The organism is Streptomyces sp. NPDC050619 (assembly GCF_040654815.1).
GTDB lineage: Bacteria > Actinomycetota > Actinomycetes > Streptomycetales > Streptomycetaceae > Streptomyces.
Map to the genome: position 1 here is coordinate 75,199 of NZ_JBFAIR010000017.1, position 22,407 is coordinate 97,605.

A 22,407-nucleotide genomic window follows, 5' to 3' on the forward strand; every position below is an offset into this window, starting at 1 on the left:
ATCCCGACGTTCAGCCAGCGCCGAACCGACCTTCATCCTGCGACGGCCCCGACGTTCAGCCAGCGCCGAACCGACCTTCATCCTGCGACGGCCCCGAGGTTCAGCCAGCGCCGATCCCGAGGTTCAGCCAGCGCCGAACCGACCTTCATCCTGCGACGGCCCCGACGTTCAGCCAGCGCCGAACCGACCTTCATCCTGCGACGGCCCCGACGTTCAGCCGACGGCCGGATGCCCCCACCGCAACCCCGCCAACGCCCTCGCCCGCGCCTCCACGACCGCCATCCGCGCCTCGCGTTCCGCCGGGTCCACGTGGGACGCCTGGCCCGTCGCCTGCCCCTCCCACTTGCGGTAGAGGAGCCCCACCTCCGCCGAGAACCAGCCGCGGCTCACCGCGTTCAACGCCAGCAGCAGGCCCGTGTCCTCGGAGGCGGGCAGCGCCATCCACCCGCCGAGCGCGAGGAGCAGATCCCGCCGTACGCACAGCGTCGCCGGATGGACCTGCGCACGGAAGCCGTTCGCCTTCCAGTGGTCGAGTAAGGCTCCCCGTCCGATGGGACCTGCCTCGGGGTCCCCGGGGAAGCCGGCCGTCGAGCCGTCCGGCAGGTAGTCGAGGACGCGTGAGGTCGCCCATCCGAGGGTGCGGTCGGCTTCGAGGACGGACAGGTCGCGGGCCAGGGTGTCCGGGGTGAGCCGGTCGTCGGCGTCCAGGACCTTCACGTACTCCCCGTCGGCGTGCGCGAGCGCGACGGTGCGGGCGACGCCGGGGCCGCCGGGCCGTCCCTGCCGGAACGTCACCCGGGCGTCGTCGGGGACGTACGGGGCGACACCGTCGGTGAACCCGTCCTCCTGGATCACCCAGTGCCACTCCCAGCCGCCCGGCAACTCCTGCTCGCGCAGCGACTTGTAGGCGTCCGGCAGGAAGGCGGCCGACGGGGCGTGGACCGCGGTGACGATGACGATGCGCCGGTTCACGGCGGCGTTCACGACCTTTCCGACGAGTCCGACGAGTCCGACGAGCCAAAAAAACGCTCGACCGCTGGCGACGGGGGATGCGCCAGCGGTCGAGCTATGGCCAAGACTAACAAGACTGCCTGCTCGGCGGGACCCGACTGCTCACGCACACCGAGGAGTTGTGATCGGGATCACGTTTTTCTCACTGCTCGCACGGAGCTTCGTAAGAGAGCCGTGGCAGGTACTCGTGCCACTTTTCCCTCGTCAGGACGCCCCGAGTGGTCGAGCAGATACGGCGGATGGCCTCGTCGACGTCCAGATTCCAGAGCCGGACGGTGTCCGTGCCGCTCGACACCCCGAGCATGTTGCTCTCGGGGCTGAACGCCAGGAAGTTGCCGGTCTTGGCGTTCGGGCTCATCGACTGGCCGATGGGCTCGGCGTCGGAAGGCCGGGCCATGTTCCACAGCCGGATCGTGTTGTCGTTGCCGCCGCTCGCCAGGGTGCGGCCGTCCTGACTGAACGTCAGCGACACGACCGCTTCGGTGTGGCCGGTGAGCGGGGAGCCCAGCCGACTCGCCCGGCCGGGGTCGGTGACGTTCCAGAGCCGGACCGTGTCGTCGTCGCTGCCGCTGGCCAGCGTATGGCCGTCCGGGCTGTAGGCGAGCACGTTGACGGGTCCGAGGTGCCCCTTGAGCGGTGTGCCGAACAGGGTGACACGAGCGGGGTCGGTGACGTTCCACAGCCGGACGGTGCCGTCCGCGCTGCCGCTGGCGAGGCTACGGCCGTCCGGGCTGAAGGCGAGCGAATTGACGTACCCCTTGTGCCCGGTGAGCTGCGCGCCGAGCGGAACGACGCGGGTCGGGTCGCTGACGTTCCACAGCTGAATGGTGCTGTCCTCGTAGCCGGTCGCCAGCGTGCGCCCGTCCGGAGCGAAGGCCAGCGCGTCCGGGCCCGTGAACCGGGTCCGCAGGGTGACGGGCGGACCGTAGGAGACCGGCCGGGCCGGGTCGGCGACGTTCCACAGATACACGTACCGGTTCGACGTCAGCACCGCGAGGGTGCGGCCGTCGGGGGAGAAGACCATCGAACGGAAGCCGTCGTCCGCGGGCATGAACGGTTCGCTCAGCGACACCGGCCGGTCGGGAGTCTGCACGTTCCACAGCCGGACCCGTCCGTCGCGCGCGGCCGTGGCGAGCACCTGCCCGTCCGGGCGGAACGCCCCGCTGCGGCCGATCATGTCCGACGTCGGTATCGACCACAGCCGGACCTTGCTGTCGCCGCTCCCGGTGGCCAGGGTCCGGCCGTCGGGGCTGAAGCCCAGGGCGTACATCTCGCCGCTGCTGCCCGCGAGCGGCTCGCCCACCTGCGAGGGGTAGGCCGGATCACTGACGTTCCACAGGCTCGCCGTGCTGTCCGCGCTGGCCGCGGCGAGCATCCTGCCGTCGGGACTGAAGGCCACCGACCACACGGGACCGGTGTGGCCGGTGAGCGGCGTGCCGATCTGTCCGGCATGCCGGAGGTCGGACACGTCCCACAGGCGGATGGTGTCGTCCGAGCTGCCGCTGGCGAGGGTGCGGCCGTCGGGGCTGAAGGCCACGGAGTGCACCGTGCCCGTATGGCCCTTCAGCACCGTGTCGAGCTGGGTCGGCCGGCGCCGATCGGCCATGTCCCACAGCCGGATGGTGTTGTCGTCGCCGCCGGCCGCCAGCGTCCGTCCGTCGGGGCTGAACGCCACGGAGCGTACGGCGGCGCTGTGGCCGGTCAGAACAGCGAGCTTGGCCGCCCGGCGCGGGTCGCTCATGTCCCACAGGCGGACGGTGCCGTCCTCGCCGGCGGAGACCAGCGTCCGGCCGTCCGGGCTGAAGGCGAGCAGGTAGATCGTGCCGGCGTGGCCGGTCAACGGCACCCCGAGCGGGCGCGGACGGCCCAGATCGCGTACGTCCCACAGCCGGATCGTGCCGTCGTCCGAGGCGCTGGCGAGGGTGTGGCCGTCCGGGCTGAAGACCGCGCTGCTCACCCAGCTCTTGTGCCCGGTGAGCGGCTTGCCCAACGCCTTGGGGCGAGACGGGTCGCTCACGTCCCACAGCCGTACGGTCCGGTCGTAGCTGGCGGTGGCCAGGGTCCGCCCGTCCGGGCTGAACGAGGTGAGGTAGACGGCGCCGGTGTGGCCGAGCAGCGGTGTGGCCAGCGGCGCGTTCACGATCGAGGCCAGCCGGTTGTTCGTCCCCTCGTCGTCCGGACGCAGCCGGTGGGCCACGAGGTCGAGCTGGGCGGACAGTGAGGGGTCCGTGTACTGGACGCGGTCGGCCTCGGCGACCACCTGCTCGAACACCGCGTCGTTGCGCTGCTGCCAGGCGACCACCGCCGCACCGACGGCCAGCATCGCCAGGACGACCAGCGCCGACACCGCACTCCGGCTGATCCACACGGTCCGTCTGCGCAGCCGTACCGAAGCGGCCAGGAAGTCCACCGCGCTGCGGGTCAGAAAGGTGTCACCGGCGGTCTTCGCCCAGTTGTGGGCCTGCTCCAGCCGGGAACCCCGGTAGAGCAGGGAGGTGTCGCGGTTCGAGCCCTCCCAGGCCCGGCCGTCCTCCTCCAGCCGCTGGCGCAGCAGATGGTCGCTGCGGTCCTCGTCGATCCACTCGCGCAGCCGCGGCCAGGCGTGCAGCAGCGCCTCATGGGTGATCTCCACGGTTTCCGCGTCGAGCGTCACCAACCGGGCGCGCACCAGCGCTTCGAGCGACTCCTCCGTCTTGTCCGGATCCGTCGACTCCTCCGCCAACTGCCGCCGCGTCCCCCGTCTCCGGGTGGCCTGGGTGTCCTCGCCCAGCCGCACCAGCCGCAGCAGGAGCAACCGCGCGGCCGTACGCGCCGCCGGGTCGAGGCTGGTCCAGGCCCGCTCGGCGGTGGCCGCCACCGCTCCCTGGATCCCGCCCGCCGCACGGTAACCGGCCAGCGTCAGCCGTCCCCCCTTGCGCCGCAGCCAGGTGGCGAGCAGGGCGTGCGAGAGGAGCGGCAGCACCCCCGCGTCATGTGCTCCCCGGGGGCCGTCGGCGCTCACCTCCCGGACGATCAGCTCCGCCAGCCCCGGTTCGAGCTCCAGCCCGACGGCCTTGGCCGGCCCGGTCACCGCGTCGCGCAGCTCGGCGGTGGTCAGCGGCCCGAGCACCATGTGGCGGTGCTGCAAGGCGTCGGCCAGTTCGGGGTACCCGAGGCACTGCTCGTAGAAGTCGGCCCGGATGCCGAGCACGACGAGGACGGGGGCCGGATCGTCCGGGCCGGCGGGCGTGCAGGCGGCATGCAGCAGCTGGACGAAGGTGCGCCTGCTCTCCTCGTCGGTACAGAGGGTGAACGCCTCCTCGAACTGATCCACGATGACGACCGGAGGGGCGGCGGAGGGGGAGGGGGTGTCGCGCCGCGCCCACGCGGAGAGGGCGTTGCGTACGGCGTGGGCGAAGGCGGGGGTACCGGGTTCGGCTACGTCCTCTACGTCCTCTACGTCGCCTACGTCCTTTACGTTCCCGGTCGGCACGACGGACTTGAGTTCGGGTATACGACCGGTCAGCTCGGCGAGCGGATCGGCGCCCGGCACGAGCTGCACCACCTCCCTCGCCGTCCCGTTGCGCAACGCGGGCACCAGACCGGCGTGCAGCAGGGAGGACTTTCCGGCCCCCGAGGCGCCCACGAGCATGACCAGACCCCCTGTCGGCTGCGCCGCGCACAGCTGAGCGACGAGGGCGTCCGTGCTCCGCTCCCGCCCGAAGAACCAGCGGGCGTCCTCCTGACGGTACGAAGCCAGGCCCCGGTAGGGGCACACGCCGGGGACGGTCGGCGCTTCGCCCGGTTGCGCCTCCGCCCCGTCCGCGGAGCTCTCGGAACGGTCGCCGCCGACCGGATCGGCCACGGCCCGCTCCCACAACCGCTGCCAGTGCCCCATGTCGTACAGCCCCGTGGACACCGGCGCGGGCCGCGAGCGCCGAGCCGGCGGGATCAGGATGTGCAGCACCGCGGCGAGGGCGGCGAACTGGGCGGGCACGTTCTTGGCCCGCCGCCAGTCGCTGATCCGCTGGGCGGACACCCGCACCGGCCGCCCTCGTTCGTCGACCCGCTGAAGGCGGACGACCGCTTCGGCCACACTCTTGAGGGGAGGGTTGCCGGCCTCCTTGTACAACAGGGCGAGACGCTCCGCGAAGGCCGTGCGTGCCCCTGAGTCGGAACTCAAGGTCTCCACCCCTTACTTCGCCGCGTTGGAACATCCGGTTGGAACATCCGGACCGGAAAACTCACTTTATATGGCTGACCTGCGGATTAGGCCGTCCGGTGGCACCGGAACCTCCTCGCGGTGAGCCACAACTGGCAGGATCACGTCCCACCAGCGCAACGATCGGGTATCGCCCGGATCAGGCCACCAGCTCAGCGCTCGGAGACACGACTCGACGCCGCGTGTTCTCGGCCAATTTTCACGGCTGCGGAACCTACGAGACCGACGAGACCTACGAGACGGTACGAGATTTACGAGGCCTACGAGACCTGCCGGTCTGCGCGATCTACGCGATCTACGCGATCTGCGGAACTTGCGGAGCCGCCCACATGGTTCGGCACCGGTCCCCACGAGGGGAGGGACCGGTGCCGAACGAGCACCCGGCGTCGTCCGGCTGCCGAAGCGTGCCCGCGCTCTGGTCGAGATGAACCGCCTCGGTGAAGAAATTGTCATGCCCTTGACATGCCTGTAAGGCGCAACTATACACGTGTGTCCGTTGTGTCTCCAGAGCAAGAAGGGCCCGGGGGATGGCAAGGCTCCGCACGTCATTGGTCAGCACGTTGGCCACGGTTCTGGTCGTCACCCTGATCGGTGCGGCTCCCGCGCCCCAGGACCAGAAAGACCAGCAACCGAAGGCGGTGGCGGCCGCCGACAGCGATCCGCGCGACGGCTGGAGGCCGAACAGCGAGAAGGACCGCGACGATTGGGCGAACGACGTCGAGGCCGGAGGGGACATCTCGCTCGACCGCTCACTGGGCTCGAAGGGGCCGGCCGGTGCGGGCGCCTGGAAGGTCGGCGGGATCGCCGACGGCTTACGGCTGGGCGCCTCCCGCCTCCTGCGGGCCACTGGCGCGGACCTGTCCTGGACCCCGTACACCGGCGACGACCTTGTCGAATACCAGGTGCACCGCGGCACGGAGAAGGGCTTCAAGCCCTCCGCCGCCACCCTGGTCGCCCCGCTCTCCCCGGACACCCACCGCTTCTCCGACCGTTCCGCACCGCCGGCACGTTCCGGCGAGGGGCGCACGTACCACTACCTGATCGCCGCCCGCACGAAGGACGGCAGACTGCTGACCAGCCCGGATCGGTCCTTCGAACTCCCGGTCGTCGGCAGCCTGCTGAAGAGCCTTGCCGGCCAGGACGGCGGCGACTCCGAGGACAGCACCCAGCTCACCCCCGCCGCCGACAAGGGGGCGACCTACTCCCTCCCCTACACCCCCACTCGCGCCATCCCCGGCCACCGCTACACCGTCGAGGCCACCCTCACCAACACCACCGACGAGGTGTGGCAGGCCGACCGGCGGATGCTCTCCTACCGCTGGCACCTCGAAGGCCACGACGTCTCCAACCTCTTCAACCAGAAGGCCACCAAGCTCCCCAAGGACCTCGCCCCCGGCGAGAGCACCACCTTCAAGGCCACGCTCCAGGTCCCCAAGCTGGCCAACCTCCTGGCCTCGCGCGTCGAGTACGAGCTCCAGTGGGACCTGCGCGACAAGCTCACCAAGCAGTGGCTCTCCGAGACCGACGACGTCCCGCCGTCCCAGCACGACGTGGTGGTCGAGAAGCCCACATCCAACGAGCTCGGCCTGGAGCAGTTCCACTCCTACGCGGGCCGGAACACCGGCGCCAACTCCACGCTGATGGGCAACCTCCACTCCGGCAACGCGGTGTGGTCGTACAACGCCTTCAACAACCCCTCGCGCGGCTTCTCCACCTCCGCCCGCCTCGCCTACAACTCGCAGGACTTCTCCAGCAGCCCGGCCGGCCGCGGCTGGTCGCTCCAGCTCGGCTCGCCCCTGCGGCTGGGCACGCCGCTGCACTTCTCCCCGTTGGGCCTGCTGCCGCTGAAGGTCCACATGACCGACGGGGACGGCACCACGCACGTCTTCCGCAAGGACAGCAAGGACAGCAAGGACAAGAAGAGCCACACCTGGCGAGCCCCCGCGGGCGTCAACATGCGGCTCAAGCAACTGCACAAGCCGTGCCTGCCGCTGCTCTCGCGCGAACGTGAGGCGTGGGAGCTGCTGCGCCCGGACCGCACCCGGTTCCTCTTCGACTGCCAGGGCTATCCGACGGCCATGGTGGACAAGAACGGCAACCGGATGGAGTTCACCTACGAGGAGGGCCTGCTCGGCAAGCGGCTCAAGAGCATCATCGACGCGGCGGGCCGCCGTACTCTCACCGTCGACTACTGGGACACGCTCGAGGACTACCGCTGGATCGACAAGGACGGCGAGGTCCGCGACGGCAAGCTCCTGCTCAACCCGCTCATCATCGGCAAGGTCAAGAGCGTCACCGACGTCTCCGGGCGGACGATGGAGCTGACCTACACCAAGAAGGGCCAGCTTGGCAGGCTGGAGGACGGCGCCGGCTCCGAGCAGCCCAAGGTCTTCCGCTTCGGTTACGGGCACGCCTGGGGGCTGCCGATCAGCAAGCTGGACTCGGTCACCGACCCGCGCGGGAACACCACCAAGCTCGACTACGTCTCCCCGCACGACGAGGGGCAGCTCCGCTACAAGGGCGACCTGAAGGAAATCACCGACCGGCGCGGCCATCCGACCAGGTTCACCTACGACGACCCGGACGGCCTCAAGGGCTCGTCCATCCGCAGCGTGGTCCGGGACGCCGAGGGCAACTCCACCCAGCAACTGCTCGACGGCTACGGCCGTCCGACCGAGATCACGGACGCCAAACAGCGGACCACCAAACTCGGTTGGGACCCGGAGAACAACGTCACCCGTCTCGAAGAACCCAACGGGGCCGTCAGCACCTGGAAGTACGACCAGAAAACCGGCTATCCCCTGGAGATCCGGGACGCCGAGGCCGTCGAACACGACCGGCCCGCGGCCAAGCTCGCCTATGCCAAGGGCGAGGACGGCTACATCGCCGACCTGAGCGAACGCATCAGCCCCGAGGGCCGCAAGTGGCGCTTCGGATACGACGACCGCGGCAACCTCACCTCGGTCACCGACCCCAAGGGCGTCGAGTCCGACGAGGACGGCGACTACACCACGACGTACGCCTACGACGACCTCGGCCAGCTCACCCGCGCCACCGACCCGGGCGGCCACGCCACCACGTACGGCGACTACTCCCCGGTGGGCTACCCCGGGACCGAGACGGACGCGCTGGGCAACCGCACGGTGACGACGTACGACGAGCGCGGCAACGTCACGGCCTTGGAGGAGGCCAACGGAGCGGAGACGACCCAGACCTACGACGTCTTCGGCCGGCCGCTGGAGAACCGGGCCCCCAAGGACCAGGACGCCGGCGAGTACATCACCACTCCGGCGCCCGAGTACGACGCCAACGACAACACCGTACGGTTCACGGCCCCCAACAGGGCCTCGACCACCAGCACGTACGACGCCGCCGACCAGCTCACCTCAGAGGTAGCCCCCAAGGACGACGCCGACTCCGACGAGCGCAAGACCACGTACACCTACGACAAGGTCGGCAACCAGCTCACCAAGACCGACCCGGCGGGCAACCTCACCGAGGACCCGGACGACTTCACCACGCGGACGAGCTACGACGAGAACAACCAGCCCGTCGCCGTCACCGACGCGGCCGGCAACCGGACGACGATGGCGTACGACTCGGTGGGCAACCAGATCAGGACCACCGATCCGCTCAAGAACGAGAGCGCGGACCCGGACGACTACACCAGCAAGTACACGTACGACCTGAACGGCCAGCTCACCAAGAGCACCGACGTGGCGGGCAACTCCACCGGCACCACCTACGACTGGGACGGCCTGGCCACCGTCGCCACCGACGCCGACGGCAACCGCACCGAGCAGGTGCTCGACGCGCGCGGCGCGCTCGCCGAGTCCAGGGTCCCGCACACCAAGGACACCACCAACGTCACGCGCTACGAGTACGACGAGACCGGCAACCAGACCAAGGAGATCACCCCGCGCGGCGTCGCCACCCCCGGCGACCCGGACGACTTCACCGCCGAGACCGTCTACGACGAGCTGAACCGGGTCAAGGAGACCCGTACCGCCTACGACCCGGACAACTCCCGGTACGACTCACCGGACAGCACCTTCTACAGCTACGACGAGGTCGGCAACGTCTCCAGGGTGAGCGCCCCGCCCTCCTCGGGCCAGGACGACCGCAACATCACCCGGTACTCGTACTTCGACAACGGCTGGACGAAGAGCTCCACCGACGCGTACGACATCCGGAACTCCTACGAGTACAACAACCTGGGCCAGCAGACCCAGAACACCCTCACCAGCGCGGGCGGTTCGGTCTCCCGGACCATGGACACCGCGTACTACCCGAGCGGCGCCATGAAGTCGCGTTCGGACGACGGCGTGCCCGTCGGCAAGGACGCGGTACTGGTGGACAACTCCGACATCAACAACACGTCGCGGCAGGGGACCTGGGACACCGGCAAGCCCGCGGGCGCGTACGGCCCCGACACCCACACGCACGCCCGGGGCAACGGCGACGCACGCTTCGCCTGGCAGCTGAACATCCCCAGGGGCGGAAAGTACGAGGTGTACGTCCGCTACCCGAAGGTCGACGACGCCGCCACCAACGCCTCCTACGAGATCAAGCACAAGGACGGCGAGACCAGGAAACGGGTCGACCAGACCGAGAACCCCGGCGCTTGGCGGTCCCTCGGCGCGTACGACTTCACGGAGAACGGCGCGCAGGCACTCACCCTCACCGATGACGCCGACGGTACGGTCGCAGCCGACGCGGTGCGGCTGGTGCGCGACAACTCCGGCGAGACCGACCGGGAAGCCAAGGACTTCGGCTACCGCTACGACGCCAACGGCAACCAGACCGAGGTCACCGACCGCAGCCCCGGCGCCGACATCGACCGCTACACGATGGCCTACGACGGCCTGAACCAGCTGACCAAGGTCCAGGAACACGACGGCGGTTCGGTCCGCAACACCACCAGCCTGACCTACGACGCGAACGGCAACACCCTCACCACCGAGCACGATCTGACCTGGAGCAAGCTCGAGTACGACGCCCTGGACCGGGTGCAGAAGATCACCAACGCGGACTCGCCGGACGCGGGCGACAAGCAGGTCACCGAGGTCGACTACACCGCCCGCGGCGAACTGGCGCGGCAGAAGAAGCCCAACGGCAACATCGCCACGTACTCCTACTACCTCGACGGCCCCACCCGGCAGCAGCGGGAGGAGCAGTCCGGCGGCGAACTGGTCTCCTCGCACAACCTCGAGTACAACCGCAACGGCCACAAGACCGAGGACGAGGTCCGGGTACGGAACGCCGACGGCGGCGGCACCAAGGACAACACCTACGCCTACTCCTACGACCCGCAGGACCGCATCTCCAAGGTCGAGAAGACCGGAGACAGCGCATCCACCGAGTCGTTCGTCCACGACGCGGCCGGCAACGTCACCAGCCAGACCGCCGACGGCCTGACAACCACCCACAGGTACGACCGCAACCGCCTGCTGACCTCCAGCGCGGGCGGCGTCTCCACGTCCTACAACTACGACCCACTCGGCCGCCTGGACACCACCTCAAGCGGCGGAGAGGTCACCCAGAAACAGCGCTACGACGGCTTCGACCGCACGGCGTCCACGACCACGGGCACCGGGGCGGCGAAGAAGACGAAAACCTTCTCCTACGATCCGTTCGACCGCACGACGAGGGAGAGGACGAGCGGGAACGAGAGCAAAACCACCGCCTTCACGTACCTAGGGATCACCTCGAAGTCCGTACGCGAGACGGTCACCGGCGAGGGCGCCGACTCCACCTCCTCCTTCCAGTACGCGCCGTGGGGCCAGAAGCTGACCCAGATCAAGGACAAGGACGGCGAGGCCGAGGAGACCGCGCAGTACCTCTACCACCCGCACGGCGACGTGGAGGGACTGACCAAGCCGAACGGCGACCCGAAGACGACGTACGGCTACACCGCCTACGGCAAGAACGACGAGGAACAGTTCAGCGGCATCGACAAGCCGGACGAGGACGGCGAGGAAAAGGAGGACCCGTACAACGCCTACCGCTACAACTCCATGCGCTACGACACCTCTTCGGGCTCGTACGACATGGGCTTCCGCAACTACGACCCGGGCCTCAACCGCTTCCTGACCCGCGACATGTACGGCGGCGCACTCGCCGACCTGAGCCTCACCACCGACCCGTACACCGGCAACCGCTACGCCTTCGCGGGCGGCAACCCGATCAGCTTCGTCGAGATCGACGGCCACCTGTTCGGGCTGTCATGGTCGGACGTCGGCCACGCGACCCTGGACGTCGCGGGCCTGATCCCGGTGATCGGTGAGGCCGCCGACCTGGGCAACTGCGCCTGGTACGGCGCCGAGGGCAAGGCCGTCGACGCGGCCCTCTCCTGCGCCTCCGCCGTCCCCTTCGCGGGTTACGCGGCCAGCGCGGCCAAGGGCGCCAAGTACGGCAGCAAGGCGGTGGACGCGGCCAACACCGCGAAGAAGACGGACAAGGCGGCGGACGCGGGCGATGCGGGCCGCAAGGGCGGCGACGGCGGCAACGGGTCTGGCGGCAACAAGGGAGGCGGCGACAGCGGCGGCTCTACGGGCGGCGGCAACAAGGGAGGGGGCGACAGCGGCGGCACTTCGGGCGGCGGCAACAAGGGGGGCGGCAACTCCGGCGGCAACACCGGCGGTGGAAGGGGCGGCGACACGGCCCCCGCCCCTTCCACGGCCCAGAAGGCCCCGGAGGCACCCCCGAACAGTGGCGCGACCTGCCGGGTCCCGAACAGCTTCGTGCCCGGTACGAAGGTCCTGATGGCCGACGGCAGCACGAAGCCGATCGAGGACGTGAAGACCGGCGACAAGGTAGCCGCGACGGACGTCGAGTCCTACGACTCCCGCGCCCGTACGGTCACCGACACCATCACCGGCAAGGGCGAGAAGCACCTCGTCAAGCTCACGGTCGACACGGACGGCCGCGACGGCAAGCACACCGACACCCTCACGGCCACCGACGAACACCCGTTCTGGAGCCCTGATGTCGGGCGCTGGATGGACGCGGGCGACCTCAAGCCCGGCGACTGGCTCAAGACCAGCAGCGGCACGTGGGTCCAGGCCAAGGCCATCAAGTCGTGGACCCAGAAGACCACGGTCCACAACCTCACTATCGCCGGGACGCATACGTACTATGTGGTGGCGGGGGCTACGCCGGTCTTGGTGCACAACGTCAATTCGCCGATTGACTGTGGACCGGGTGGTGAGCCGATTTACGACATCCCGGCGGGTTCGAGTGGTGGCTTCGGTGCCGGGAAGAAAATTCCGGCGAGTCAGCTAAAGGATTATGACGTCGGGAAGAATGCAGAGCCAGGATCGATCACCCCGCTCTGCTCGTATTGTCGAACCAATCCGGCAACGTCAATCGATCATGTTGAACCCCGGATCGGTGGCGGAGACCTCACTGATGCAAATACGACGCCCGCTTGCACATTCTGCAATAGCTCGAAACGCGACAGGCTGGCTCCGTTGAATCCGCCACCAAATTACACTGGTGCCTGGCCGCCGCCCTGGTGGCCTTCGAGGATGACGCCACCATAAGAGCCGCAAAGGGCAGAGATGGCCTGCGATAACCGGTATTTCTTCCAGCTATCGCAGGCCATCACGTTTGCCGCGGTCATCGTCGTGACTCCGCCAGATCACCTAGACTGCATGCGACTGTAGTCACCCCCCGTCCAGCCCTGACCTGGAGTGCCGCATGAAGTTCATCGTCCACGAGAGCCCAGTTCGACGGGGCGACAGCAACTATGTTGCGCGGGCTGACCTTGCGCCGTTTGGCCTGGATGGCGAGATGGAGCAGCTCTGGCTCCAGCGACTCGAAGGTGATCTTCTTGAGTTGTGCTGTATCCCCTTCCGAACCTATGGCCTGGCGCTCGGGGATGTTGTTTCACTTTCTCCGGATGGGACCACAGTGGTGCGGCTCGTTCGCAAGTCTGGGCGGCGGGTCTTGAGGACTCTCTTGATGCCTACCCCTAATGCGTCAGACGTGGCGAGTCAGATCGACGTTGAGGTCTCGAGGGGTGGCCTGATGAGTGAATGGAGTGGTGACAGGCACGTTGCAATCGATGTACCGACTGATACAGATGTCACCGAGCTGATCGGCATCTTCGAGCGAGAAGAGGCGGCGTCTCGGGCCTATTGGGAATGGGCTGATGTCACACCATTTTCTCCGACGAAAGCGTAAATTCGTGGCCCAGAGAGCGAATTTGAGGCCCCACCAGAAATGATTCCGTGGGGCCTTTGGGGTGTCTACTGAGGTTGAACTCGTGGTGTCGCAGGGGCTGACGGCTGGCTGTCGGCCGCCCGACAACAGTTCCCCCTCAACGACTCCTCATCGCCCCAACCAAGACAGCGAGGTTAGATCGCTGATGAGACGTCTGGCCGACCGCGCCTACGGGTGCGTGTCCGTGATCGCGATGACCTTGTCGAGGTGGTCCAGGGCGGCCTGAAGGTCGTCGATCTTGGCCTGGATGCGTTCGCGCTCGGCTCGCAGCATGGCTCGTTGCCCGGCGTCGGTGTGCCCGGCGTCCCAGCACGGCAGGAGTTCGGTGATCCTTCGGCTGGTGAGGCCGGCGGCGAACATCTGCTGGAAGAAGCGGACCAGGGGGATGGCGTCCTGCCGGTACAGGCGCTGGCCGGACGGGCTGCGCTCCGCGATGAGCAGCCCTTGCTGCTCGTAGTAGCGCACGGCGCGCACTGAGACGCCGGCACCTCGTGCCACCTCGCCGATGCGGATCAACCGCTCGGCTGCGGCCACTGTGACAGTCATGGTGATTCCTCTCACCCCTGGCCCTGACGAGCAGCACTTGCCTCTGACGCTAGCGTCAGGTTTTAGCGTACCGGCCATGGATATCAACAACTCCGTCGCCCTTGTCACCGGAGCCAACCGCGGCCTGGGCCGCGCCTTCGCCCAGCGCCTGCTCGAACGGGGCGCCCGCACGGTCTACGCGACGGCCCGCCGACCGGAGACCGTGGACCTGCCCGGGGTCGAGGTGCTGCCCCTCGACATCGCCGATCCCGCATCCGTGAGGGCCGCCGCCGAGGCCGCCCCGGACGTCTCGCTCCTCATCAACAACGCGGGAATCAGTACGGGGACCGACCTGGTGACCGGTTCGCTGGACGCGGTGCGGCACGAGCTGGAGACCAACATGTTCGGCCACCTGGGAGTGATCCGGGAGTTCGCGCCGGCGCTCGCCAGGAACGGCGGGGGCGCGATCGTCAACGTCCTCTCCGCCATGTCGTGGTTCGGGGGCAAGGGCGCCAATGCCTACCACCTGACCAAGGCCGCCGCCTGGGCCATGACCAACGGCGTCCGCCTGGAGCTCGCCGAGCAGGGCACGCTCGTGACAGCGGTACACCTCGGCCTGGCCGACACCGACATGGCGGCGGGCTGGCCCGTGGACAAGATGGCTCCGTCGGACCTGGCCGACGCGGCGCTCGACGGTGTTGAGGCGGGTTCCGCCGAGGTTCTCGCCGACCAGTGGAGTCGGGACGTCAAGTCCCGTCTGCCGCTGACGCCGGAAGAGTTCAACGCCGCAATGAACCGCGCCCTGGCGGCGCTGATGGCGGCCTGAGGGACCCCTCGGGCCGCACGGACTTCGGTCGGCTGCTTCTCCATCGGCCTCTCGAACTCCTCTACTTGAGGTTGAACTCGTGGTGTCGTGTCGCTGATCAGGCGGCTCCGATGGTCAGGCCGGTCTCGGCGAGGCAGCCGTCTATGAGGAGAAGCTTTTGCGCCCGTCGCGTCGGCCGTCGTCTCTGCGTGGCCACTGGTGGACTGTCGGTATTCGAGGGTTGCAGTATTCGCCGTAGAGCGAGCAGTTCCGTACCCGGCTCGGTCACGTCAGCGGTAACAAGGTGTAAAGCTCTCGCCGAACGGGCGCTGTCTGCGCGAAGACGCCGGAGCAAGAAGAAGACCAGCCTCTTGCGGTGAACCCGCGCCGGCCGCCCGCGCTCCGGTGCGGGCCTTCGCCCTCTGCCACCGCGCCGTACGGGCCCCTCCCGGCAGCGGCCATCCCGCGCGGCAGAAGGCTCACCCGGCGCTACGAGGTTCACGGCGCCGGTAGGGCACCGATCTGCTGCATCACCCCGAGGAGATCGGGCTGGCCCCGTTCGCCGACGATCCGGCCGTCGGCCAGGTAGTAGAAGTTCATGGCCTGCACCGAGATCTTGTTGCCGCTCGCCGGGATCCCGAAGAATTCACCGTCGTGGGTTCCCCGCATGGTGAACCGCGCGACCACGGTGTCGCCTTCGGTGACCGTCTCCTCCAGCGTCCACTGGACGTCCGGGAAGGCGCCGCGCATCATCCCGATGACTTCCATGTACCCCTCGGGCCCCCGCAGTGGTTCCGGGTGACTGGGCGCGTGGAACACCGCGTCCGGAGAAATGACCTCGCGGGCGAGATCCTCGTTGCCCGTGTTGATGAACTCGACGAAACGGTTCATCACTGACTCGGTGGACTGCGACGGCATCTGGCTGCCTCTCCAGAGACGTTTGGACGGGTAATTGCGAGCCTAACATCGAATCGATGTTCACATCGATTCGATGTCTGCGTGCGAAGATGGACTCATGCTGGAACTCGCGATACTCGGCTTCCTCGCCGAGGGACCCCTGCCCGGACACGAGCTGCGCCGCCGCATCTCACAGCTGACCGGCTATACGCGGCCGGTCAGTGACGGCAGCCTGTATCCGGCGATCAACCGCCTGACCAGGGCGGGCTTGATCGAGCGGCGCGCCGACCCGGCCGCGGGGGCGGCCCGATACGTGCTCAGCCTCACCGCGGCCGGACGGGCCGAGATGCTTCAGCGGCTGCGCAAGCCCGCCGACCACGAGATCACCGACTTCACCCGGTTCTACGTCGTCCTGGCATTCCTTTCCCACCTGCCCGACGTGGCCGAACAGCACGCGGTGCTGCGCAGACGGCTGGAGTTCCTGGAAGAACCGGCGAGCTTCTTCTACGACAACGAGCGGCCCCTGCGTGCCGAGGAGATCGCCGACCCCTACCGGCGAGGCATGCTGCTCACCGCCCGCGCCACCAGCCGCGCTGAACGGACCTGGCTGCGCGAGACCCTCGGGGAGAAGCCGCCCGTATTCGACACCGCATGCACCGACAGCGATCCGCATGCGCCCGCCGCTCCCGCGAGCTGACTGTCCACGGAGGTACCCCCATGCTTGCTTCCTGGTACGACGACCAGGGCACCGCCGCCGATGTCCTGCGCGTCGGTGAACTCCCTGATCCCGTCCCCGGCCCCGGCGAGGTCCGCGTCCGCGTCACCGTCTCGGGCGTCAACCCCGGCGACACCAAGAAACGGCGCGGCTGGCTCGGCTCGTCCATGCCCTTCCCGCGGGTGATCCCGCACAGCGACGCCGCCGGAGTCATCGACGCTGTGGGCGCCCAAGTCGACGTCCACCGCGTCGGACAGCGGGTCTGGGTATACGGCGCCCAGTCCTACCGCCCCTTCGGCACGGCCGCCCAGTACACAGTCGTACCTGACCACCAAGCCGTACCTCTGCCCGACCACCTCAGTGACGAGCTGGGGGCGAGCCTCGGCATCCCCGGAATCACCGCCCACCGCACCGTCTTCGCCGACGGCCCGGTCGACGGCCAACTGGTTCTGGTCCACGGAGTTCTCGGCGGCGTCGGCTCCCTGGCCGCCCAGCTCGCCCACTGGGCCGGCGCGACTGTGATCGCGACCGTCCGCCGCACCGCGGACCTCGACCACGTCGACCCGGCCGTCGTCTCCCACGCCATCGCCCTGGACACTGGCGAGCCCGCCGCGGCCATCCGCTCGTACGCGCCGCGGGGCGTCGACCGGATCATCGAGGTCGCGCTGTCCGACAACGCCGATCTCGACAACGCCGTCGCCGCCAACAACGCCGTCATCGCCGCCTACGCCACCCGCACGGACCGCACTGAGATCCCCTTCTGGCCGCTGCTGTTCAACAACGTCACCCTGCGGCTGCTCGGCAGCGACGACTTCCCCGCCGAGGCCAAGAGCCAGGCCGCCCGCGACCTCACCTCCGCAGCCGCCGTCGGCGCCCTCACCGTCGCCGTCGGAGACCGTCACCCGCTGGACGACATCGCCAAGGCCCACGACCACGTCGACGCCGGCGGTGGCCACGGCCGCATCCTGCTCACCATCACCCAATAGCGCGGACTCGGAACACTGCCCCTGCTCAACTGCCTAGCCCTACGGGTCGGCCCGTCGCGCTGCCCAGTAATCGAACCAGTACCCGCCGGCGAGAGTGGCCCAGCGTTCGGCTGTCTTGGGGTGGATGCCGAGCAGGTCGGCGATGACCATGGGCGGCAGGTCTACCAGGGCGTCCATCATGGCGGTGTTCCGTGCAGCGCGGGCGGGCAGACCGTGGTGTCTCAGGGTGTCGGCGAGGCCGAGGGGGTTGCGCGGGCGTCCAGGGCTGTGACCGGGCAAGAGGTATCTGCATCTGGAGAAACCGCGCGAACTGCTGCCGAGCCCTATGGATCACCGACAGCCCCGCCGGACGGCCGACACCCTGCCGACGTGGTGGCTCGCCAGCTGGGCCTGGATACGTCGGCACCCGTAGGTGCTGTCGGACATGCCGAAGGTCCGGCGCCGCGAGGCGTCACACCTTCTTGACGACGACCCTTCGCGGGACGAGCCTCTCCAGGTCGTCGACGTCCGACGTGAAGAGGGTGACGTTGCCCTTCTGCTGCCGCGCGATGACGGCGAGCACGGCATCGATCGCGTACTTGTGGCCGTGCAACCCGGCCCCGGCAAGAAGCCGACGCGCCTGTCGCGCTTCCTCCTTCCCCACATCCGCGACACCGACCCGGGAAAGCACCCAGTCCCAGCGTCGTTCGGTGGTCCGTCCGTCGTACGCCTCGACGAGCGTCAGCGGAGACGTGATCACCTCTGCCTCACCCTCGGCGGCGAGACTGAGCCGGGCGATCATCATCCGGTCGCCGCGCACAGCGAGCGACAGGGCCTCGCAGTCGAGGACGAAGACCCGGAGCGGTGGCTGATGCACACCGCTTCGCTTCTTCACGCGGCCTCCCCGGCGCGACTGTCGTCGGCATTGCGCTGCGCGTGCTCGGCATCGAGGTCCTCCAGCTCTCCCAGAGCCGCGGCACGCTCGCTGTCGGAGACTGGACCGTGCTCCTCCTCCAGCCAGCCGACCAGTTCCCGGAGCCGACCCCGGTCCCGCTTGAGACGAAGCGCTTCGGTGACATAGGCCGACATACCTCGCTCGCCCACCTCCGAACGGATCTCCTCAAGCAGGTCCTCGGGGATCGTGACCGTCACCTTCTTGGTTGCCATACAAAAAACCATACTCCTGGTACCTGTTCTCTTACCGTCTTGGCGGGAACGATCCCCTGCCCGGTCTGCCGCTCGGTGATCAGCAGGCCGCCCGACGCAGTCGCTCCCTGGACCGGCAGTCCCGGCACCGTCCGGGTTCCGGTGCGCGGAAGGCGAGGATGCCTGCCGGACGGGCGAGGAAGTCGCCGGGGAGCCTTGCGGTGAGCACCTCGGTGATCTGGTGTTCAGCCCACTAGGTCAGCTCCACACGACGTACCCGCACCGGCCGCACGCCCAGCGCACGAACCGCCCGGCAGCGGTGCCGGCCAGGGCGCCGCCGCACCACCGGAGGCAGGGCAACGGGTTCGGGTTCACTCCTCGCGCACCACGAAGGCGACCCAGGCAGCCGACCGGCTGAACTGCGTGTGGCCGCTCCTCCCGGTGTGCTGCATGCAGGCCAGGTCGACAGCCTCGGCGTCGGTGGTGGACAGCTCTGAAGCCCAACCGCAGGCGCTGCACTTCGCCTGGTGCTCCGGCTCGATATCCGGGTGCCGGATGATCCGATGCCGGACGTAGCGGAGGACGGCGCGGGTCATGAGGGCGCCTCAGCGGGCTGTGCGCGGCCGTCATCCAGAGCCAGGGGGAGGGTGTTCAGCAGCTTCACCGCCGAGTCGAGCGGGAGCGCCCCGATCTCCACGTACGCGTGGCCCTTGCCGGTGACCAGGGCTCGCACTCTTCGGGTGTGCTCCTCGGGGATTCCGGCACGCATGAGGGCTGCCCGTACCAACGCTGCCGTGTGCTCTGCCTCAGCGCGTGCGCTCTTGTACTGCGCCATGGGGATCATCAGTGCCGCCGCCCCTTGCTCTTGTGAGGGTGGTTGCGGATTTCGACATCGGCGTCCGTTGCGGCCGACAGGTCGCCTCTGTCGCGCGCTTCCTGTCTCTGCCGGACCAGCGCGGCGCAGACATCGCACTTCGGCGCCGGTTCGGGAGTCGCGAGCGGAAGCGACAGGTTCACCGGTCCCGTCATCGTCGTCTGCTGCCTGTGGCGCGTGGCTGCCATCGTGTCTCCCCGGCTTCGCTGTGCTCCGTGTTCAGCACGCTAGGGACACGGAGCCTGCCGTCTCAAGCGATGTTCACGAATGTTCGCGCTCACCTATTAGCCCTAGCCACTGGGGATTTGCGGTCTTGACGCGTCGCCCGTGTCGGGCAAAAGTTGCGAACATTGGTGCACGCGGTAGGAGTTAACCTGTGTCATTACAGTTCATCGGGATCGATCCGAACACCGGAGAAGGCGAGAGTCCCACCGTGTGGGCCGACCAGGAACGGCAGGAACTCGTCTTCCAGGGGTGGAAGGCCGGTCCTGAACTCGAAGCCGAGTGCGCGGCCTTCGAGGTTCCCGATCACGCGAAGGGCATCCCGGAGCATGAGGCAGTGATCCGGATCCCGGCCAGGATGGTGCAGATCGTCAGGGAGGCATGCGATGCCATCGAGCGTCCCCACGTGGGATGAACTCCTCGGCTCCGCCCAACGGTCGGCTGTCCACTGGGAGATGAGGGACTCGTACGCGGTGGACTACGAGACGGGGCCCTTCGCCGACTGGCGGGCCGGCGTGCGCCTCAACCCCGAGGACCGCGAGTCCTGGTGGCGCCCCTGGCACTCCCTGATCGCCGAGACGGTCGCCCGTCGTGTCGTCGTACGGCGAGTCCGGATCATCAGCGAACCTCCGAGCGAGTACACCCGCTTCCTGTACGACGGCACGTTCAAGAACATCAGTGCTGGGGAGCAGGTGCGTTGGCTCCCGCGCCGTCAGGCCTCGGACATCGCCCTCCCCGGCAACGATGGGTGGCTGATCGATGGCCGCCTCATCCGGTGGAACCACTTCACCGGGGACGGCGCCTCGGCGGGCGGCGAGATCAGCGAGGACCCGGCGGCGGCGAAACTGTGCGCCGACGCCTTCGAGGCGGCCTGGGCGCGGGCCATTCCGCACGAGAACTACAAGATCCGCTAGCGCAAAGGCAGACCAGCCAGCTCATGCCCATCTCTCCGTCGTCCGCTGCTCAGGCCGCGCGTGAATCTGTTGCTCAACGACTGCGCGAGCTTCGCTCCGAGGCTGGGATCACGGGAAGTGAGCTGGCCGTGCGCTGCGGGTGGACACACCCGAAGACCTCCCGGATCGAGAACGCGAAGACGCCTCCGTCGCCCGAGGACATCCGTCGGTGGAGCGAGGCGTGCGGCGCGGCCGACCAGGCGGCGGACATCATCGCCCAGTCGCACAATGCCGAAGCGATGTACATGGAATGGCGGCGCAAGCTGCAAACCGGGCTCAAGCAGCTCCAGAACAGTTATGTTCCGCTGTTCCAGGCCACCAACGTCTTCCGCATCTACTCCGGCACTTTGGTGCCCGGCCTGTTGCAGACCGAGGGGTACGCGACGGGGCTGATGACGGCCATCACGGACTTCCGCGAGATCCCCAACGACGTCACCGAGGCGGTCACGGCCCGCCTTGAGCGCTCCCGTGTCATACACGAGCCGGGGCGGCGGTTCGTCATGGTCGTCGAGGAGTCCGCCCTGTACCACCAGGTCGCCGACGCCGAGGCGATGGCCGCCCAGCTCGGCTATCTCCTGACCGCCGGAGCCCTTCCCGCCGTGTCCTTGGGCGTGATCCCGAAGGCGACACCGGCACGCGCCGTCTGGCCCATGGAGACCTTCCACGCGTACGACGACGCCCTCGTTTCGGTCGAGCTGCTGTCGGCCCGCGTCACGGTCACCCAGCCCAGCGACATAGTCCTCTATCTGAAGGCGTTCGAGCAGCTGCGGGGTCTGGCCGTCTACGGCGCCGAAGCACGCGCGCTGATCGTCAGGGCCATCGAGGCGCTGTAGGAGGCTCGTACGCGGGCCCCGAGGAGACCTTCGAGGAAGCGTTGGAAATCTGCGAGCTGCTTGGACTTGGCCACCCGCAGACTCTCAGCCCCTCGGCGACACGACGACCGAGATTCCGGTCCAGTAAAGGAAGAACTCAGGCGGCAAGGCGCACCACTGCTTGGCACAGCGCATCCACCTGCTCGGGCGTCATGTCGAAGTCGTACGCGATGTCCTCGATGGCCTCCCCGGCCTCCCACAGGTCGGTGATCGCCTTGACCGAGACACGATTGGCGGCCAGCACGGGAAGACCATGACAGAACCTGGGATCGATCACGACAGGGACCGAGTCCGGGTACTGCCTCAGCCGCAGGCTGGAGGGGAAGTCGTCGTCCGGCTCCCAAGTCAGGTAGCGGAGATAGTCGGAGGCCACTTCTTGGATGGGGGCCTGGCCGTCGCGGGCTCTGCGGAGATCGCCCAAACCATGTTCGACGAAGATGTCCTCACCGTCCGTGGCGATCCGCTTCGACACGAGGCCGTAGGGGGTGTCGAAGGCGTCCCGTACGGCGGCAGCCGCCTCCCTGATCTCGCTCATGCGGAGTCCCAGGGAACGCAGAGACCGGAGGGCGTGGGCCTCGGCCACCGCGATGAAAGGCACCGAAGGCTGACGCTTCCGTACCGGTTCCACCTGGTGCACCAGAGGCGCTCCGGCAGCCTTGCCCTTCAGCCATGACGTGAGGGTGGACTGCGGAATCTCAAGGTAGGAGGCCGTTTCCCTGGGCGTAAGAAGGCCGTCCTTGAACCTGTCGACCATGCCCCGCCTCCTCTTGATGCCGGGCCTCGCATCGTCCCACGTCAAGCCTCCCACCTGCGGGGCTACCGCACACCCAGCCATCGGCTCAGCCGGCCGCACGAAGACGGTTCCCGGCCCGGCAGTCCCGGCAGCGTCCGGGTTCCGGCGCGCGGAAGGCCCGGTCGCAGCCGTCGCAGGTCTGGAAGGGCAGGACAGCTGGACGTTCCACCGGGTCCGCTGCGTCGCGCAGGCTCACCGAGGG

At 68.4% G+C, this 22,407-nt stretch carries 19 protein-coding genes; 8 read left to right on the forward strand and 11 right to left on the reverse strand.

Annotated elements, in window-relative coordinates:
* Positions 1-213: 213 nt before the first annotated feature.
* On the reverse strand, positions 214-984 hold the full coding sequence (locus AB0I77_RS26935) for a glycosyltransferase (RefSeq protein ID WP_363285265.1): 771 nt from the start codon (positions 982-984) through the stop codon (positions 214-216).
* A gap of 169 nt (positions 985-1,153) precedes the next feature.
* Positions 1,154-5,182 (reverse strand): WD40 repeat domain-containing protein, encoded by a 4,029-nt coding sequence (locus AB0I77_RS26940; RefSeq protein ID WP_363285266.1) that lies wholly within the window; start codon positions 5,180-5,182, stop codon positions 1,154-1,156.
* A gap of 557 nt (positions 5,183-5,739) precedes the next feature.
* On the opposite strand from AB0I77_RS26940, the gene AB0I77_RS26945 reads away from it, so the two are divergent.
* Both AB0I77_RS26945 and AB0I77_RS26950 read left to right on the forward strand, forming a co-directional pair.
* Complete coding sequence (locus AB0I77_RS26945) at positions 5,740-12,756, forward strand: polymorphic toxin-type HINT domain-containing protein (protein ID WP_363285267.1); 7,017 nt, start codon at positions 5,740-5,742, stop codon at positions 12,754-12,756.
* 157 nt (positions 12,757-12,913) lie between these two features.
* Positions 12,914-13,399: a DUF4265 domain-containing protein gene (locus AB0I77_RS26950; RefSeq protein WP_363285268.1), complete on the forward strand. Its 486-nt coding sequence runs from the start codon at positions 12,914-12,916 to the stop codon at positions 13,397-13,399.
* A 207-nt stretch (positions 13,400-13,606) separates the two neighbouring features.
* Here the strand turns inward: AB0I77_RS26950 and AB0I77_RS26955 are convergent, their stop codons facing one another.
* The gene (locus AB0I77_RS26955) at positions 13,607-13,984 is read right to left on the reverse strand and encodes a MerR family transcriptional regulator (protein WP_363285269.1); all 378 of its coding nucleotides are present in this window, start codon (positions 13,982-13,984) and stop codon (positions 13,607-13,609) included.
* A 76-nt stretch (positions 13,985-14,060) separates the two neighbouring features.
* Between AB0I77_RS26955 and AB0I77_RS26960 the strand changes: the two genes are divergently transcribed.
* Positions 14,061-14,789 (forward strand): SDR family oxidoreductase, encoded by a 729-nt coding sequence (locus AB0I77_RS26960; RefSeq protein ID WP_363285270.1) that lies wholly within the window; start codon positions 14,061-14,063, stop codon positions 14,787-14,789.
* 477 nt (positions 14,790-15,266) lie between these two features.
* On the opposite strand, the gene AB0I77_RS26965 is transcribed toward AB0I77_RS26960, so the two are convergent.
* A complete protein-coding gene (locus AB0I77_RS26965) occupies positions 15,267-15,659 on the reverse strand; it encodes an ester cyclase (protein WP_363285271.1) in 393 nt (130 codons plus the stop codon).
* A 124-nt stretch (positions 15,660-15,783) separates the two neighbouring features.
* Between AB0I77_RS26965 and AB0I77_RS26970 the strand changes: the two genes are divergently transcribed.
* Together AB0I77_RS26970 and AB0I77_RS26975 are read left to right on the forward strand one after the other, a co-directional pair.
* Positions 15,784-16,362, forward strand: a complete 579-nt coding sequence (locus AB0I77_RS26970) for a PadR family transcriptional regulator (protein ID WP_363285272.1) — start codon at positions 15,784-15,786, stop codon at positions 16,360-16,362.
* A 20-nt stretch (positions 16,363-16,382) separates the two neighbouring features.
* The gene (locus AB0I77_RS26975) at positions 16,383-17,366 is read left to right on the forward strand and encodes an NADPH:quinone reductase (protein WP_363285273.1); all 984 of its coding nucleotides are present in this window, start codon (positions 16,383-16,385) and stop codon (positions 17,364-17,366) included.
* 39 nt (positions 17,367-17,405) lie between these two features.
* Here AB0I77_RS26975 and AB0I77_RS26980 read toward each other — a convergent pair whose 3' ends face one another.
* The 6 genes from AB0I77_RS26980 to AB0I77_RS27005 form a co-directional block, all read right to left on the reverse strand.
* On the reverse strand, positions 17,406-17,546 hold the full coding sequence (locus tag AB0I77_RS26980; RefSeq protein ID WP_363285274.1) for a hypothetical protein: 141 nt from the start codon (positions 17,544-17,546) through the stop codon (positions 17,406-17,408).
* 271 nt (positions 17,547-17,817) lie between these two features.
* Complete coding sequence (locus AB0I77_RS26985; protein WP_363285275.1) at positions 17,818-18,240, reverse strand: hypothetical protein; 423 nt, start codon at positions 18,238-18,240, stop codon at positions 17,818-17,820.
* Entirely contained in the window at positions 18,237-18,512 is a 276-nt protein-coding gene (locus AB0I77_RS26990) for a CopG family transcriptional regulator (protein WP_363285276.1), read from the reverse strand. Before AB0I77_RS26990 ends, AB0I77_RS26985 begins: the two co-directional genes overlap by 4 nt.
* Before the next feature lie 350 nt (positions 18,513-18,862).
* Positions 18,863-19,087 (reverse strand): hypothetical protein, encoded by a 225-nt coding sequence (locus AB0I77_RS26995; protein WP_363285277.1) that lies wholly within the window; start codon positions 19,085-19,087, stop codon positions 18,863-18,865.
* Positions 19,084-19,335: a hypothetical protein gene (locus tag AB0I77_RS27000; protein ID WP_363285278.1), complete on the reverse strand. Its 252-nt coding sequence runs from the start codon at positions 19,333-19,335 to the stop codon at positions 19,084-19,086. The genes AB0I77_RS26995 and AB0I77_RS27000 overlap by 4 nt, the downstream gene beginning before the upstream one ends.
* Positions 19,335-19,553, reverse strand: coding sequence for a hypothetical protein (locus tag AB0I77_RS27005; protein WP_363285279.1), 219 nt, complete (start codon positions 19,551-19,553; stop codon positions 19,335-19,337). Before AB0I77_RS27005 ends, AB0I77_RS27000 begins: the two co-directional genes overlap by 1 nt.
* A gap of 188 nt (positions 19,554-19,741) precedes the next feature.
* Here AB0I77_RS27005 and AB0I77_RS27010 point away from each other — a divergent pair, with 188 nt between their 5' ends.
* The 3 genes from AB0I77_RS27010 to AB0I77_RS27020 are packed head-to-tail and all read left to right on the forward strand — an operon-like array spanning position 19,742 to position 21,373.
* The gene (locus AB0I77_RS27010) at positions 19,742-20,002 is read left to right on the forward strand and encodes a hypothetical protein (RefSeq protein ID WP_363285280.1); all 261 of its coding nucleotides are present in this window, start codon (positions 19,742-19,744) and stop codon (positions 20,000-20,002) included.
* Positions 19,974-20,501 carry a DUF6879 family protein gene (locus AB0I77_RS27015; protein WP_363285281.1) on the forward strand — a complete coding sequence of 176 codons (528 nt, stop codon included), beginning with the start codon at positions 19,974-19,976 and terminating at the stop codon, positions 20,499-20,501. The genes AB0I77_RS27010 and AB0I77_RS27015 overlap by 29 nt, the downstream gene beginning before the upstream one ends.
* Positions 20,502-20,524: 23 nt before the next feature.
* The gene (locus tag AB0I77_RS27020; RefSeq protein ID WP_363285282.1) at positions 20,525-21,373 is read left to right on the forward strand and encodes a helix-turn-helix transcriptional regulator; all 849 of its coding nucleotides are present in this window, start codon (positions 20,525-20,527) and stop codon (positions 21,371-21,373) included.
* Between the two features lie 136 nt (positions 21,374-21,509).
* On the opposite strand, the gene AB0I77_RS27025 is transcribed toward AB0I77_RS27020, so the two are convergent.
* Positions 21,510-22,166 (reverse strand): DUF433 domain-containing protein, encoded by a 657-nt coding sequence (locus tag AB0I77_RS27025; protein WP_363285283.1) that lies wholly within the window; start codon positions 22,164-22,166, stop codon positions 21,510-21,512.
* Positions 22,167-22,407: the final 241 nt, after the last annotated feature.

Excerpts from the sequence above, each read along its gene's own strand:
- AB0I77_RS26945 (WP_363285267.1), top strand. The coding sequence starts at position 5,740 with ATGGCAAGGCTCCGCACGTCATTGGTCAGCACGTTGGCCACGGTTCTG.
- AB0I77_RS26950 (WP_363285268.1), top strand. The coding sequence starts at position 12,914 with ATGAAGTTCATCGTCCACGAGAGCCCAGTTCGACGGGGCGACAGCAAC.
- AB0I77_RS26955 (WP_363285269.1), bottom strand. The coding sequence starts at position 13,984 with ATGACTGTCACAGTGGCCGCAGCCGAGCGGTTGATCCGCATCGGCGAG.
- AB0I77_RS26960 (WP_363285270.1), top strand. The coding sequence starts at position 14,061 with ATGGATATCAACAACTCCGTCGCCCTTGTCACCGGAGCCAACCGCGGC.
- AB0I77_RS26965 (WP_363285271.1), bottom strand. The coding sequence starts at position 15,659 with ATGAACCGTTTCGTCGAGTTCATCAACACGGGCAACGAGGATCTCGCC.
- AB0I77_RS26970 (WP_363285272.1), top strand. The coding sequence starts at position 15,784 with ATGCTGGAACTCGCGATACTCGGCTTCCTCGCCGAGGGACCCCTGCCC.
- AB0I77_RS26975 (WP_363285273.1), top strand. The coding sequence starts at position 16,383 with ATGCTTGCTTCCTGGTACGACGACCAGGGCACCGCCGCCGATGTCCTG.
- AB0I77_RS26980 (WP_363285274.1), bottom strand. The coding sequence starts at position 17,546 with ATGATGGACGCCCTGGTAGACCTGCCGCCCATGGTCATCGCCGACCTG.
- AB0I77_RS26990 (WP_363285276.1), bottom strand. The coding sequence starts at position 18,512 with ATGGCAACCAAGAAGGTGACGGTCACGATCCCCGAGGACCTGCTTGAG.
- AB0I77_RS26995 (WP_363285277.1), bottom strand. The coding sequence starts at position 19,087 with ATGACCCGCGCCGTCCTCCGCTACGTCCGGCATCGGATCATCCGGCAC.
- AB0I77_RS27000 (WP_363285278.1), bottom strand. The coding sequence starts at position 19,335 with ATGATCCCCATGGCGCAGTACAAGAGCGCACGCGCTGAGGCAGAGCAC.
- AB0I77_RS27005 (WP_363285279.1), bottom strand. The coding sequence starts at position 19,553 with ATGGCAGCCACGCGCCACAGGCAGCAGACGACGATGACGGGACCGGTG.
- AB0I77_RS27015 (WP_363285281.1), top strand. The coding sequence starts at position 19,974 with ATGCCATCGAGCGTCCCCACGTGGGATGAACTCCTCGGCTCCGCCCAA.
- AB0I77_RS27020 (WP_363285282.1), top strand. The coding sequence starts at position 20,525 with ATGCCCATCTCTCCGTCGTCCGCTGCTCAGGCCGCGCGTGAATCTGTT.
- AB0I77_RS27025 (WP_363285283.1), bottom strand. The coding sequence starts at position 22,166 with ATGGTCGACAGGTTCAAGGACGGCCTTCTTACGCCCAGGGAAACGGCC.